Source organism: Ruegeria sp. CG11, from assembly GCF_056537245.1.
The window spans coordinates 52,808-66,291 of the sequence record NZ_JBQFRE010000013.1 but is presented as its reverse complement, the minus strand read 5'-3'; the positions used below and the strand labels follow the sequence as shown (position 1 = coordinate 66,291).

Annotated in this window: 14 protein-coding genes and 1 tRNA gene; 11 read left to right on the top strand and 4 right to left on the bottom strand. The window is 59.4% G+C overall.

The genetic code is table 11. The annotated features are described in order from the left end of the window. The first annotated feature begins 39 nt into the window (after positions 1-39). From ACR0KW_RS19275 to speB, 9 genes are all read left to right on the top strand, one after another. Positions 40-333 (top strand): (2Fe-2S)-binding protein, encoded by a 294-nt coding sequence (locus ACR0KW_RS19275; RefSeq protein ID WP_480806429.1) that lies wholly within the window; start codon positions 40-42, stop codon positions 331-333. Next, positions 281-766: a bacterioferritin gene (gene bfr, locus ACR0KW_RS19270; RefSeq protein ID WP_170328569.1), complete on the top strand. Its 486-nt coding sequence runs from the start codon at positions 281-283 to the stop codon at positions 764-766. The genes ACR0KW_RS19275 and bfr overlap by 53 nt, the downstream gene beginning before the upstream one ends. Further along, positions 726-2,267 carry a di-heme oxidoreductase family protein gene (locus ACR0KW_RS19265; protein WP_480806428.1) on the top strand — a complete coding sequence of 514 codons (1,542 nt, stop codon included), beginning with the start codon at positions 726-728 and terminating at the stop codon, positions 2,265-2,267. Before bfr ends, ACR0KW_RS19265 begins: the two co-directional genes overlap by 41 nt. A 3-nt stretch (positions 2,268-2,270) precedes the next feature. Next, entirely contained in the window at positions 2,271-3,281 is a 1,011-nt protein-coding gene (locus ACR0KW_RS19260) for an imelysin family protein (protein ID WP_480806427.1), read from the top strand. A gap of 3 nt (positions 3,282-3,284) precedes the next feature. After that, the gene (locus tag ACR0KW_RS19255; protein WP_480806426.1) at positions 3,285-4,367 is read left to right on the top strand and encodes a DUF1513 domain-containing protein; all 1,083 of its coding nucleotides are present in this window, start codon (positions 3,285-3,287) and stop codon (positions 4,365-4,367) included. Positions 4,368-4,467: 100 nt separating this feature from the next. Continuing rightward, complete coding sequence (gene speA, locus ACR0KW_RS19250) at positions 4,468-6,357, top strand: biosynthetic arginine decarboxylase (protein WP_480806425.1); 1,890 nt, start codon at positions 4,468-4,470, stop codon at positions 6,355-6,357. Between the two features lie 25 nt (positions 6,358-6,382). Next, positions 6,383-7,606: a saccharopine dehydrogenase family protein gene (locus tag ACR0KW_RS19245; RefSeq protein ID WP_480806424.1), complete on the top strand. Its 1,224-nt coding sequence runs from the start codon at positions 6,383-6,385 to the stop codon at positions 7,604-7,606. Positions 7,607-7,690: 84 nt separating this feature from the next. Continuing rightward, entirely contained in the window at positions 7,691-8,860 is a 1,170-nt protein-coding gene (gene nspC / locus ACR0KW_RS19240; protein WP_480806423.1) for a carboxynorspermidine decarboxylase, read from the top strand. Further along, on the top strand, positions 8,857-9,699 hold the full coding sequence (speB, locus tag ACR0KW_RS19235; RefSeq protein WP_480806422.1) for an agmatinase: 843 nt from the start codon (positions 8,857-8,859) through the stop codon (positions 9,697-9,699). The genes nspC and speB overlap by 4 nt, the downstream gene beginning before the upstream one ends. Here the strand turns inward: speB and ACR0KW_RS19230 are convergent. Next, positions 9,696-10,286 carry an HD domain-containing protein gene (locus ACR0KW_RS19230; RefSeq protein ID WP_170328577.1) on the bottom strand — a complete coding sequence of 197 codons (591 nt, stop codon included), beginning with the start codon at positions 10,284-10,286 and terminating at the stop codon, positions 9,696-9,698. The two genes, speB and ACR0KW_RS19230, sit on opposite strands and share 4 nt — an antisense overlap. Positions 10,287-10,387: 101 nt before the next feature. Between ACR0KW_RS19230 and ACR0KW_RS19225 the strand changes: the two genes are divergently transcribed. Next, positions 10,388-11,215, top strand: a complete 828-nt coding sequence (locus ACR0KW_RS19225; RefSeq protein ID WP_480806421.1) for a LysR family transcriptional regulator — start codon at positions 10,388-10,390, stop codon at positions 11,213-11,215. Here the strand turns inward: ACR0KW_RS19225 and lptF are convergent. Then, a complete protein-coding gene (gene lptF, locus ACR0KW_RS19220; protein ID WP_480806420.1) occupies positions 11,212-12,351 on the bottom strand; it encodes an LPS export ABC transporter permease LptF in 1,140 nt (379 codons plus the stop codon). The genes ACR0KW_RS19225 and lptF overlap by 4 nt on opposite strands. Positions 12,352-12,544: 193 nt before the next feature. Here lptF and ACR0KW_RS19215 point away from each other — a divergent pair, with 193 nt between their 5' ends. Further along, on the top strand, positions 12,545-12,757 hold the full coding sequence (locus ACR0KW_RS19215; RefSeq protein WP_480806419.1) for a DUF1127 domain-containing protein: 213 nt from the start codon (positions 12,545-12,547) through the stop codon (positions 12,755-12,757). Between the two features lie 64 nt (positions 12,758-12,821). Here the strand turns inward: ACR0KW_RS19215 and ACR0KW_RS19210 are convergent, their stop codons facing one another. Next, the gene (locus ACR0KW_RS19210; protein ID WP_480806418.1) at positions 12,822-13,280 is read right to left on the bottom strand and encodes a hypothetical protein; all 459 of its coding nucleotides are present in this window, start codon (positions 13,278-13,280) and stop codon (positions 12,822-12,824) included. Positions 13,281-13,372: 92 nt separating this feature from the next. Then, positions 13,373-13,448: transfer RNA gene (locus ACR0KW_RS19205), tRNA-Trp, on the bottom strand. Positions 13,449-13,484: the final 36 nt, after the last annotated feature.

Sequence of the window (13,484 nt, the reverse complement as noted above, 5' to 3'; positions counted from 1 at the left end):
TACTAATTAAGTAGGAAATCTACCGGACTTAGAATCGCCATGATCGTCTGTCATTGCACCAACATAACTGACCACGATATTCGCGCTGCAATCGACTGGATGCGTACATCGGACGCGCAGGCGATTATCACCCCCGGAAAGATCTATCACGCCCTTGGGAAAGCTGCGGATTGCGGCGGCTGTATGCCTCTTTTCCTAGACATGATGCGTTCCAACGATAATCTGGAAGTACCCATGCAGCTTCGTGCGCTACGCACCGGAGTATCACAGGAGAGTGAAGATGAAGGGCGATCCCAAAGTCATAGAATACCTCAACAAATCTCTGCGGCATGAACTTACGGCGGTCAGCCAGTATTGGCTGCACTACCGCCTGCAGGAAGACTGGGGCCTTGGCCACATGGCCAAGAAAAGCCGCGAAGAGAGCATCGAAGAGATGGGCCACGCGGACAAGCTGATCGAGCGGATCATCTTTTTGGAAGGCCACCCCAATCTGCAAAAGCTCGACCCCCTGAGAATTGGCCAGAACCCCAAGGAAACCCTGGAATGTGATCTGGCTGCCGAAAATGACGCGCGGACCTTGTATGTCGAAGCGCGCGAATACTGCCGTGAGGCTGGTGACTATGCGTCGATGTCCCTGTTCGAGGAATTGATCCGCGACGAAGAAGGACATATCGACTTCCTCGAAACGCAGCTTGATCTGTACGAAAGGATTGGCGAAGCCAATTATGCGCAACTCAACGCATCGAAAATGGACGAAGGCGAGTAACCTTGCCATCGTGACGGTGGCCGCCCTTGCGGCCACCCAACCCCTCGCAGCCGAGCTGGAGGATCTTCACCTCAATTTCGAACCCAGAACCGAAGATGAGCGCACCCGGATCGCCAACGTCATCGTTGCGCCCGAGGATTTCAGCACCCCACAACGGTTCGAGGATCTGTCCGCCGGGGCCGCCACCGTCCGCGCCCGCACCGACGCCGATGCGTTTTCGCAACCCTCTGGCAATCTGAGCTTTGAGCAGGAGCTGGACTTCAGGGTCGGCAATGGGTTGTTCAAGAAAATCTGGGTGTCTTCGCCCGCGTCCACATTGGCCTCGGACGGGCTGGGGCCTCTTTACAACGCGCGCTCGTGCCAGCGCTGCCACATCAAGGACGGACGCGGCCATGCACCCACCGGGCCCGGCGACAATGCGACCTCGATGTTCCTGCGCATTTCGATCCCCGGCGGTGACAGCTACGACGAAATCGAGGACTATATCGCCACCCAGCCCGACCCGAACTATGGCGGACAGATGCAGGATCTGGCCCTGCCCGGCCATCCGGCCGAATACCGGCTGGACATTACCTATGAAGATGTTCCCGTAACCCTGTCCGATGGTGAAATCGTCACACTGCGCAAGCCGACCTATCAGGCGGCGGATCTGGGATACGGCCCACTGCACCCCGAGGCCATGCTCAGCCCCCGTGTGGCGCCGCAGATGATTGGTCTGGGTCTGCTCGAGGCGATCCCGGTCGAGGATTTGCTGGCCAATGCCGATCCCGATGACGCAGACGGCGATGGTATTTCCGGGCGCCCAAACATTGTCTGGTCGAAGGAATTCGGTGCGCCGATGATGGGCCGTTTTGGCCTCAAAGCCGGGATGCCGACGATTATGGAGCAATCGTCGGCAGCCTTTGCAGGCGATATCGGCATTTCCAGCCCGCTCTATCCAGCGGGTCATGGCGACTGCACCGACGCGCAGGTGGACTGCGTGAACGCCCCGCATGGCGACGGCGATGACCGCGTGTTTGAAATCGACCAGCTTGGCATGGATCTGGTGGCCTTCTACAGCCGCAATCTGGGCGTTCCGGCGCGTCGGGACGTGGACAACCCGCAAGTATTGCGCGGCAAGCAGGTGTTTCACGACACTGGCTGCGCCTCTTGCCACACGCCCGCTTTCGTCACCCATCGCATGGAAGACCGCCCGGAGCACAGTTTTCAGCTGATCTGGCCGTATTCCGATCTGCTGCTGCATGACATGGGTGAAAACCTGGCCGACAACCGCCCCGAGGCCCGCGCGACGGGCCGCGAATGGCGCACGCCGCCGCTGTGGGGGATTGGTTTGACCCGGCAGGTTTCGGGCCATACTCAGTTCCTGCATGACGGCCGCGCGCAAACCTTGCTTGAGGCCATCCTGTGGCACGGGGGCGAGGCTCAGGCCGCCCGCGATACGGTTGTGGCAATGCCCAAGCCAGACCGTGATGCCCTGATCCGTTTCCTCGAAAGCCTCTGACCCATGCGTTTCCTTGCTTTTGCCCTGGCCTTGACGCTGCCCTTGTCTGCGCTGGCACAAGATCGCGGTCCGATCCTGACCGCGACGGTCGATGAGCATATCCTGCCTGGCTTCGCCGCGCTTTCCGACGCAAGCGGCGCGCTGGCGCAAGCGGCCCAGTCCGACTGCACCGCAACATCGCCCGATCTTCGCGCGGCCTATCACGTGGCCTTTAACGGCTGGATTTCGGTCAGCCACCTTAGGTTCGGCCCTTCGGAAGTTGGCGACCGGGCCTTTGCGCTGGCCTTCTGGCCAGACACCAAAGGCTTCACACCCAAGGCTCTGTCCGGCCTGATTGCCGTCGAAGATGACGCCGTCGAAACCCCCGAGACTTTTGCCGAAACCTCCATCGCAGGACGCGGGTTCTTTGCACTGGAACAGATGCTCTACGACTCGCGCTTTGCGGATCAGGGCAGCGACACTTATCGTTGCGACCTGATACGGGCGATCGCCACAGACATTGATCTGAATGCCCGCGCGATGGATGACGATTGGGCAAGCTTTGCAACGGCCCTGACGCAACCAGGCGAGAACAGCCCGTATCGGTCCGGCAATGAGGCGATGCAAGAGCTGTACAAGGCGCTGGTCACGGGTCTGGAATTCACCGGCGACACCCGCCTTGGCCGCCCGATGGGCACTTTCGACCGCCCGCGCCCCAATCGCGCCGAGGCGCGCCGCTCTGAACGATCCCTGCGCCATGTTGAACTGTCTCTGATCGCACTGCGCGATCTGGCGGCACATCTGTCGGCAGATCACCCTGAAATCGCAGCCGATCTGGATGGCGCGTTCGACAAGGCCATCACCCGGGCGCAGGCGTTAGATGATCCGGCGCTTGCAGGCGTGGCCGATCCCCAGGGTCGTTTCCGGATCGAGGCGTTGCAGCAGTCGATCAACGATATCCGTGCTATCGCGTCAACCGAGCTTGGCCCGACATTGGGCATCAGCGCAGGGTTCAACTCATTGGACGGGGACTGACCCATGCCGAACCGCCGTCATTTTCTGGCCGGACTGGCCGCAAGCAGCCTGGCCCCACTGCGCGGCTGGGCCTCGGTCGGCGCTCCGGATTATCTGGCGACAGCGTTGTTTCCGGACGGCAGCTACCGATTGGCCGGGCTGGATACAGGTGGCGATATCCTGTTCTCACTCCCCCTGCCCGCGCGCGGTCATGCGGCTGCAGCTCATCCCGTCAACGCGCAAGCGGTGGCCTTCGCCCGCCGCCCCGGCACTTTCGCTTTGGTCATTGATTGCGCGACAGGCACCGAGCTGACCCGGTTGACCGCCCCCGAGGGCCGTCATTTCTTTGGCCACGGCGTATTCTCACTCGACGGCACACGGCTTTTCACCACCGAGAACGACTATGAGGCAGGAGAGGGCGTAATCGGCATATGGGACGCTGCTGACTACAGACGCTTAGGCGAATTCCCATCAGGCGGCATTGGACCCCATGACATGCGGCTGATGCCCGACGGACAGACATTGGTCATCGCCAATGGCGGCATCGAAACCCACCCTGACATGGGCCGCACCAAACTGAACCTGCCGACCATGCAACCGCGCCTGTCCTATCTGGACCTGAACGGGACGGTTCTGGAACAGGTGGAACTGCCGCAGGCCCTGCACAAGAATTCGATCCGGCACCTAGCCGTGCGCCAAGACGGGCTGGTGGCGTTTGCAATGCAATGGCAGGGGGACAAGGCGCAAAATCCGCCGCTACTGGGCCTGCATCGTCGCGGCGGGGCACCGCGCCTGCTGTCGGCTCCTGACGCCGAGCAAAGCATGTTGCAAGGTTATGCCGGCAGCATCTCCTTTTCCGGTGACGGAGAGGCCGTTGCCATCACCTGCCCCCGTGGCAACGCCCTGCACCGGTTCAACGTCACAAGCGGTCTGCTAACCGGCGCCTTCCCGCTGGAGGATGTCTGCGGCTTGGGTCCCGGACCCAGAGGTTTCGTTTTCACCACAGGCACCGGTATCGTCGGCGAATTGACCTCCGAGGTCCAAATTTCCGCCCGCCCGGACTGCCAATGGGACAATCATCTGATCCCAATTCGGCCGGCCGCATAAATTCGGCAAAACCCGTCACATAGATTACACTTGGACGAATCAAACTGCTGCCGTATTGGCGGGCGCTAAACTGGCACCCCTACGTTAAGGACCGACTTGATTGAAACAGACGCCCGACGCACCGCATTCCATCTACGGAGTTGAAAAATGGGGCAAGGGCCTCATCGAGGTGACGGAGGTTGGCGAGATCGGTCTGCGCAATCCCATGGCACCCGAGGTAGCGGCGATCAGCCTGCCCGGCATCCTGCACGATCTGGACGAACGCGGCATCAAGGCGCCGATGCTGTTGCGCATCAGCTCTTACCTTGAAAACGAGATCGCCCATATCAACGAAAGCTTTCGCGACGCCATCGCCCGAACCGGGTACAAGGGCACCTATCGCGGCGTGTTTCCGATCAAGGTGAACCAACAGGCGCAGGTGGTCGACCGCATCGTCGAGTTCGGCAAGAAATACCAATACGGGCTTGAGGCCGGATCGAAGCCGGAACTGGTGATCGCCCTCGCCCATCGCCTGTCGCGCGAAGCCCTGATCGTCTGCAACGGCGTCAAGGATGCCGAATTCATTCAGCTGGCGATCCTCAGCCGCAAGATCGGCTTCAACACGGTCATCGTTCTGGAAAGCCCGAAAGAGGCCGACACGGTAATCGAGGTCTATAACGAACTGGGCATCGAACCCCTGATCGGCGTGCGGGTCAAGCTGACCAACCAGATCAGCGGCAAGTGGGAGGAAAGCTCGGGCGACCGCTCGGCCTTTGGCATGAATACCGACCAACTGGTCGCGACGGTGGACAAGCTGAAAGACGCGGGTCTGCTGCATTGCCTCAAACTGCAACACTCGCATCTTGGTTCGCAGGTGCAGGACGTCAACGACGTCCGCCGCGCCGTGGGCGAAGCCTGCCGGTACTATACCGAACTGACGCGTGAAGGCGTGCCGCTGACCCATCTGGACCTCGGCGGCGGTATGGGCGTCGACTATACGGGTGAGAAAAAGGCCGCCGAAAACTCGATCAACTACACGGTCGAAGAATACTGCGCCAACGTCGTGGAAACCGTGGCTTATGCAATGGATGAGGCAGAAGTTGCACACCCGACGCTGGTCACTGAAAGCGGCCGTGCGGTGGTGGCGACGTCTTCAATGCTGGTGTTCAACGTGTTGGAAAGCACGCTCTACGACGCGGCAACCGCACCGGCGGTCGAGGCAGACGATCACCATATCCTCTCTGACCTCGCGGCAGTGCAGGGATACCTGTCCTGCGACCGGCTGCAGGAATGTTGGAACGACGCCAACTTCTATCGCAACGAACTGCGCGCCCTGTTCCGCCGCGGCTATGTCGACCTGCGCCAGATGGCCCGGGGCGAGCGGATCTATCTGTCGCTGATGGCTCGGATCAAAGCTTTGGCGGCCAGCGACGAGATGGAAACCGATGTGGATGACCAGCTTGAGAAAGTGGCTGACATCTACCACTGCAACTTCTCGCTGTTCCAATCCCTGCCCGACGTCTGGGCCATCGACCAGCTTCACCCGATCGTGCCGCTGCAAAGTCTGAACCAGACGCCGGACCGCCGCGCGGTTCTGTCCGACATCACCTGCGATAGCGACGGCAAGATCGACCGCTTCATTCTGGCTGATGGCGTCTCGCCCAGCCTTCCGGTGCATTCCCTGCCCGAGGACGACGAATACTACATGGGCGTCTTCTTTGTCGGCGCTTACCAGGAAACGCTGGGCGATCTGCACAACCTGTTCGGCGACACCAACGTGGTCACCATCGACCTCCGGGCCGATGGCGGGTTCGACCTGCTGCACGAACAAGAGGGCGACACGATTTCCGAAGTTCTGTCCTATGTCGAATTCGACCCGCAGGACTGCGTCGCCGCCTTCCGCAAAATGGTGGACGAGGCGATCTCGACCGGTACTCTGAAAGCCAAGGACCGTAAAACCCTGATGAGCGCCTATCGCGACTCGATCAACGGCTACACCTATTACGAATAACCCCCTGTGAGAGGAGATTACCCCCATGGGTACTTTGAGTGGCAAAACACTGGTTGTCGGCGCAGGCGGCGTATCGCACGCCGCCGTGCACAAGATGGCAATGAACTCGGACATCTTTACCGAGATCACTCTGGCCAGCCGGACCAAATCAAAATGCGACGCCATCGCCAAAGCGGTGAAAGAGCGTGTGGGCGTTGACATCGCGACCGCTGAACTGGACGCCTACAAGGTTGAAGACACGGTCAAGCTGATCAAGGAAACCGGCGCCGAGATCCTCGTGAACCTCGCCCTGCCCTATCAGGATCTGGTGCTGATGGATGCCTGCCTTGAGGCCGGTATCCACTACCTCGATACCGCGAATTATGAGCCTGAGGACGAGGCCAAGTTCGAATATCACTGGCAATGGGCCTATCAGGAGCGGTTCAAGGAGGCCGGCCTGACCGCCATCCTCGGCTCAGGCTTCGATCCGGGTGTGACCAGCGTGTTCGCCAAATGGCTGAAGAAACACAAGCTGGACACGATCCGTCAGATCGACGTTCTGGACGCCAATGGCGGCTCGAACGATCAGGAGTTCGCCACCAACTTCAACCCGGAAATCAACCTGCGCGAAGTGCTGGCAGAAGTGCGCCACTGGGAAGGTGGCGAGTGGAAACACTCCCCCGCCATGACCCATAAGGTCGAGTTCGACTTCCCCGCCATCGGCCCCAAGAACATGTACCTGATGTATCACGAGGAACTGGAGTCGCTGTCGACCCACTTCCCCGAGATCGAGCGCGCCCGCTTCTGGATGACCTTCGGCGATGCCTACATCACCCACGCCAAGGTGTTGGAAAACGTCGGCATGACCCGCATCGACCCGGTGATGCATGACGGCAAAGAAATCATCCCGATCCAGTTCCTGAAAACCCTGCTGCCCGATCCCGGTGATCTGGGCGCGGAAACCAAGGGCAAGGCCTGCATCGGCGACATCGCCACGGGTCAGGCCAAGGATGGCTCGGGCGAGAAGACCTATTACATCTACAACATCTGCGACCACGAAGAATGCTATGCCGAAGTCGGCAGCCAGGCCGTCAGCTACACCACCGGCGTCCCCGCCATGATCGGCGCGGCGCAGGTGCTGAAGGGCAACTGGACCGAGCCAGGCGTGTGGAACATGGAACAGCTCGACCCGGATGACTTCATGGACATGCTGAACGAACATGGTCTGCCGTGGCAGGTCCACGAACTCGACGGGCCGGTTGAGTTCTGACCCGCTAGCTTCATCTGGCTGTAGATATCTCGGGGGTCCGGGGGCAGAGCCCCCCGGCCTCTCTACTTAACGGAGACGCCGGACATGTCCGACATGATGACCACACAAGCCGGGGACGCCGGAGCCTTCCGCAATTTCAATCTCAACCGCGTGCCCACCCCGAGTTTCGTGGTCGATGAAAAGGTTGTCGAACGCAACCTGACGGTCCTTGCTGACATCGGCACCCGATCTGGCGCGCATGTGCTAAGTGCGCTCAAGGCGTTTTCCATGTTCTCGCTGGCCCCGCTGGTCCGCCAGCACCTCGGCGGCACCTGCGCCAGCGGCATCTACGAGGCGCGTCTGGGCCGTGAGGAATACGGCGGTAAGGTCGCTACCTTCTGCGCCGGGTACAAAGACGCCGACATGGATGAAATTCTGTCGCTGTCCGACCACATCATCTTCAACTCTCCGGCGCAAAAGGACCGGTTCCTTGCAAAGGCCCAAGCCGCCAATGTTCAGGTGGGTCTGCGCATCAACCCGGAACATTCCGAGGGTGAGATACCGAAATACGATCCCTGCGCGCCCTGCTCGCGCCTTGGCACGCCGGTCAGCCAATTGACCGCCGAGACTATGACCGGCGTGGACGGCCTGCACATGCATACGCTCTGCGAACAGGGGTTCGAACCGCTGCAGCGCACATGGGACGCCGTTGAACCGAAACTCAAACCTTACCTGAGCCAGCTCAAATGGCTGAACTTCGGTGGCGGTCACCACATCACCCGTGACGACTACGACCGCGAGGGTCTGGTGGCCTTCATCAAAACCATCCGCGAGACGTACGACATCGACGTTTATCTCGAACCCGGCGAAGCTGTGGCGCTGGACGCGGGTATTCTGGTCGGAGAGATCCTCGATCTGCCAACCAATGGCATGAGCCTTGCCATCACCGATATCTCAGCCACTTGCCATATGCCCGATGTGATCGAGGCGCCCTATCGCCCCGCCCTGATGGACGAGGCCGAGACGGGCCATACCTACCGACTGGGCGGTCCTTCCTGTCTGGCCGGTGACGTGATCGGCGACTACACGTGGGATCAACCGCTTGAGATCGGACAGCGGTTCGCCTTCCTAGATCAGGCACATTACTCGATGGTCAAGACCAACACATTCAACGGTGTTCCCCTGCCCACCATCGCCCTGTGGAACAGCGAAACGGACGAGCTGAAAATCATCAAACAGTTCGGCTATGACGACTTTAAGGACAGACTCTCATGAGCATTTTCCTCGACAGTGAACTCACCGCGTCAGAGCGCACCAAAGACGCCCGGTTCCGCGTGATCCCCGTTCCTCTGGAACGCACCGTGTCCTATGGATCGGGCACCGCCAAAGGCCCCGAGGCTATCATCGAGGCCAGCAACGAACTGGAACGCATCACCGGCCATGCCGAGCCCTGTGTCGAAGGTATATTTACCGAAGAGCCCGTGGATTGTGATGCGTCGCTCTCCGAGATCATGGAGCGCCTCGCCCAGCGCACCGAGGCCGCCGTGCGTGAGGGCAAAGTGCCGGTCACTTTGGGCGGGGAACATTCGCTCAGCTACGGTGCAGTGATGGGGGTTGCACGCGCGTTGAACCAGCCGATCGGCATCGTCCAGATCGACGCCCACGCTGACCTGCGCAATGCCTACCAGGGTGAAAAACACTCTCACGCATCGGTCATGCACCTGCTGGCCGAGGAAGGTGTCCGTCTGGCGCAATTCGGCGTCCGCGCCTTTTCCACCGAAGAGGCCAAAAGCCGTTTGAAGAACCGCGTGTTCCACGTGGATGCCGAGGACCTGGTGACCGGCAACATCCACGCCGTCGACCTGCCCGAAGATTTCCCCGAGCTGGTCTATGTCAGCTTTGACGTCGACGGTCTGGACCCGTCGCAAATGCCCGCCACCGGCACACCGGTTCCCGGCGGGCTGGGGTATTATCAGGCACTGCGACTGGTCGAGCACGCCCTGAAGGGCCGTAAATGTGTGGGCTTCGACGTGGTCGAGCTGGCCCCGGACGGCAATGCCGCCTGGGACTTTACCGCTGCTCAGATCGTCTATCGCCTGATGGCCGCCTGTTAATCCTCGGCGGTCTCATTGAGTTCCATGTGCCCCTCGCCCTTGTTCAGGATGCGGCGCAGCATGGGCTCGAAGAACTCCAGCGGTTTGGTCGGGTAATCCGGGTCGAACGCTTTTTGATCGTATTCATGGCAGAAATAGCGGCAGTCCTCCCAATAGGGGCTGTCGCGATACTTGTCGCGCGCGTTGCGGTCCCCGCCTAGGTGGTGGTTGTAATAGTACCCTTGGAACACGCAGTGATGCTTGAGAATCCAATAGGTCTTCTCGCTGACATAGGGTTTCATCATCGCCGCTGACAGCTCACCATGATTATAGGGCGACAGGATATCTCCGGTGTCATGGATCAGAGCTGCAACGACAAGTTCTTCGTCCGCACCGTCTTCATAAGCACGCGTCGCGGCCTGCAGGCTGTGCTGATAGCGATTGACCGGATAAGGCGTCCACTCTTCGTCCAACGAGCGGATTGCGTCCAGAATCCGGTCCGGGAGGGCGGCGTTGAAGCTCTCTTCATACTCCATGACGGCGTCCCAGTCGGCCTTTGTGGCCTCTTCAAAACTGGTCCAGGTGGGTTTGTGGCTTTTGTCCAGCATGGCGCGTTCCTTTGGCTGATCTGTTGGCGTCAGATTAGCCCGGATCGAATACTCAAAAAAATGAATTGATTTTATCAATACGATCAAAAAATACTTTCGACATGCAACTCAAGGCAATCGAGACCTTTCTGTGCGTGGCCGAGACTGGCGGCTTTCATGCCGCCGCCCGAAAGCTGAATGTGACCCAGACGGCCGTCAGCGCCCGTATCCGTCTGATCGAAGAGGAAACCGGTAAGCCGCTGTTTACGCGTGGCGCCGGCGGCACCAGCCTGACCGATTTCGGGCGACAGTTCCGGCCCTATGCGGAACAGATGCTGTCGCTGTGGTCCTTCGCCTCGCACGATTTGCCTGCACAAACGCAGAACCGCGTCGCCCTGCGCCTCGGCGCGCAGCTGAGCATCTGGGATCCGTTGCTGGTCGACCTGGCCGTTCGGTTCGAAAAGCGCCTGGGGCATCTGTTGCTGACACTGAACTATGACCACGACCTGAATATGATAGACGCGGTCGCCACCCACGTTCTGGACGCGGCACTGACACATGAACAGCCCACTGACCCGCGCATTCAAGCCCACGAGTTGAAGCCCGAACTCCTGATGCTGGTTGAAACGCCGTCCACCGGCGACCCGGTTTTCATCAATCTCGAACTGGGCGAGGTTTATCAGGATCACGTACGCTCGGCAGCGCGGCAGGCGGCGGGGCAAACTGTGTTTCTGGGCAATTGCCTGATGGCACTGCGCTATGTCCTGCGGCGGGGCGGGACCGGTTACTTCCCGGAATATGTCATCAGGGATCACCTGTCAGCGGGTGAGTTGATCCCTGTGGCCGGAGCCATCGACCTGATGCTGCCACTGTTTCTGGTGACCCGTCACGGTAGTACCACTTGCGAGGACATCCTGTCGTGTCTGGTTGACCTGCGCGCGGCGAGCTAGGCTTGGGACAACGCACCCGGCACGTCCCTGTGCCGCCTGCGCATCAACGGCCGCCCGGCCATTAGCAAGAACAGGCACGAGATCGCAATTCCAATAACCGCCGGCAGGTACAGCAAGCCCCACAGCTTCGGATCGTCGATCACAACAGGGGATACAAAGCCGCGCACGCCTTCCAGCAGGACCAGAATGGTAAAGGCGCCCAGAATCTGGGGCCAAAGCCCAAAGCGTGAAAAACTGCCCAGCATCAGGGTTGCATACCCGGCCATGGCAACGGCGACACAAATGGCAATCCAGGAAAACCGCTGGTGCAATTCGTCGATCAGCTCGCCTTCGGTAAACTCTTCCGCGGCGATGATGGCGTCGCGGGCCTGCAAAAGCTCGATTGTCGGAATGGCTTCCAGGCTGCGTTTGGCCATATTATTGGTATTGGTCAGCTGGGAAATATCATACGAGGCATCCTCGAACAGGGTCGAGGACAAGGTCAGGCCCTGCTGATTCAGACGCAGTGCAATCCCGTCCAGCATCACAAGGTGGATGCCGGTATCGTTGTTGACCAGATAAGCCGTCTTGGACGAATAGCTGACCGGATTCAGCGGGTCGCGCCTGTCCGAAACGAAGACCTCGGACAGAGTGCCATCCAGGTCAATCTCACCGATATAGACCGTGACACCATAGGCAGGGTGCAAAAACTCGCCCTCGTTCAGCAGTTGCGCGGTGACGTCGCCGGCAACCTCCGCCTGACGCTGTTCAAGCTGCTCGACCGAAGCCGGGCGCAGAAAGACGCTGATGACGGCCATCATCAGCCCCGCCACCAGACCAAACACAAAGACGGCCCGCGCCAGACGCCACGGGCTTGAGCCGGTGGCCAACATCACCGTCATCTCGCTTTCGCGGCTGAGGCGGTTAGTGGCATAAACGGCGGCCGCGAACACCGCCATCGGCATCACCGTTCGGATCAGCGTAGGCAGGGTCAAGGCGGTGAATTCCAGAAACACCATGGCCGATTGCCCGCCACTGATCACGCGGTCGAACAGGCTGACGGATCGGGTGATCCAGAACACGCCGACCAGAACTAGGGTGAAAAAGCCGAACAGAATCAGCAGTTGCCGCAGGAAATAACCATCAAAGCGCGACATGTACCCTCATCCGCGTGTCCGTATTGGGGCGAACCATATGCCATTCCGACGACCGAGGAAACCGGGTTTGCCCCACCCGCGGAGCGATCTGACGGAATCGGAATAAAGGAATGTTAACAACTTGGACATGCACAGTTCAGTCACGCCACCAATCTAACCCTCAGGTACAGCCAATCATGCAAAGGAGGGTGTTATGATGGCATATGCGGACTTCATCACCGGGAACGGTTTCTTTTCCAACCTCTTTGCGTCTGCGGAAGATCGCAAGGCAAAACGGGAAAAGAAGGCCGAATACAAAAGGAAAAAGCGTGAAATCGACATGATGTCGGATCGCGAATTGATGGATCTGGGCTACTGCAGAGGTGATTTGCACGAGATGGTCTACCGACACCATTTCCGCGGCTGAGGTCTGTGCTTTGCCCTGAAGCGCTCGGTGCGTTTTGCCCGAGCGCTGAAACCATCGTATCGCGCTAGCTGGCTGCCGTTTCGTCCGGCAGGAGATGGATGGTCAAATAACACAACAGCTGAAATCCACCTTGAACCATATGGTTTTCTTCCAGATCGAACTTCATGACGGTCTGATCTGCGAGAAAGAACGCCAACCACAAACCCATCGACACGACAAAAGCCATATCAGCCCGTTTCAGCCAAACATCTTTACGTACATAAGGCGTCATCGCCGCAAGCAGGAACATTACGGCTGAAAGTAAAGCCCACAGGATGATGCCGATAAACAGGGTTACATTGATTGCGGTCGTCGACCCGAACTGTTCCAGCGTTTTGACAAGGAAAGGGTAGTTGTGGCCATCAAACCAAGGGGTGGAGGCCATGCCCAATAGTTCCAGCCCGCCGACGAAATCGGTCAGGAACGCAAAGGCCCACCAGAAAAACCAAAAAATCACCAGACTCTGCTTAAAAAACACCCGCACTGGCCGCTCCCTGCAAATACAACTTCTGAAATACAAAGAGCAGGATAGCGCACTATCCGCAAAATCCGAAATCTGATGCGAGCTGTGGGAAATGGCAGGGGCAGCAGGGTTCGAACCCGCGACCTACGGTTTTGGAGACCGTCGCTCTACCAACTGAGCTATACCCCTAAGGTGCGCCTCAGATATGCCAGCCGCGCGGCGGAC

Coding starts and splice junctions, on each gene's coding strand:
- ACR0KW_RS19245 (WP_480806424.1), top strand. CDS start 6,383: ATGGGTACTTTGAGTGGCAAAACACTGGTTGTCGGCGCAGGCGGCGTA.
- ACR0KW_RS19225 (WP_480806421.1), top strand. CDS start 10,388: ATGCAACTCAAGGCAATCGAGACCTTTCTGTGCGTGGCCGAGACTGGC.
- lptF (WP_480806420.1), bottom strand. CDS start 12,351: ATGTCGCGCTTTGATGGTTATTTCCTGCGGCAACTGCTGATTCTGTTC.
- ACR0KW_RS19260 (WP_480806427.1), top strand. CDS start 2,271: ATGCGTTTCCTTGCTTTTGCCCTGGCCTTGACGCTGCCCTTGTCTGCG.
- nspC (WP_480806423.1), top strand. CDS start 7,691: ATGTCCGACATGATGACCACACAAGCCGGGGACGCCGGAGCCTTCCGC.
- speB (WP_480806422.1), top strand. CDS start 8,857: ATGAGCATTTTCCTCGACAGTGAACTCACCGCGTCAGAGCGCACCAAA.
- ACR0KW_RS19255 (WP_480806426.1), top strand. CDS start 3,285: ATGCCGAACCGCCGTCATTTTCTGGCCGGACTGGCCGCAAGCAGCCTG.
- ACR0KW_RS19275 (WP_480806429.1), top strand. CDS start 40: ATGATCGTCTGTCATTGCACCAACATAACTGACCACGATATTCGCGCT.
- ACR0KW_RS19230 (WP_170328577.1), bottom strand. CDS start 10,286: ATGCTGGACAAAAGCCACAAACCCACCTGGACCAGTTTTGAAGAGGCC.
- ACR0KW_RS19215 (WP_480806419.1), top strand. CDS start 12,545: ATGATGGCATATGCGGACTTCATCACCGGGAACGGTTTCTTTTCCAAC.
- bfr (WP_170328569.1), top strand. CDS start 281: ATGAAGGGCGATCCCAAAGTCATAGAATACCTCAACAAATCTCTGCGG.
- ACR0KW_RS19265 (WP_480806428.1), top strand. CDS start 726: ATGCGCAACTCAACGCATCGAAAATGGACGAAGGCGAGTAACCTTGCC.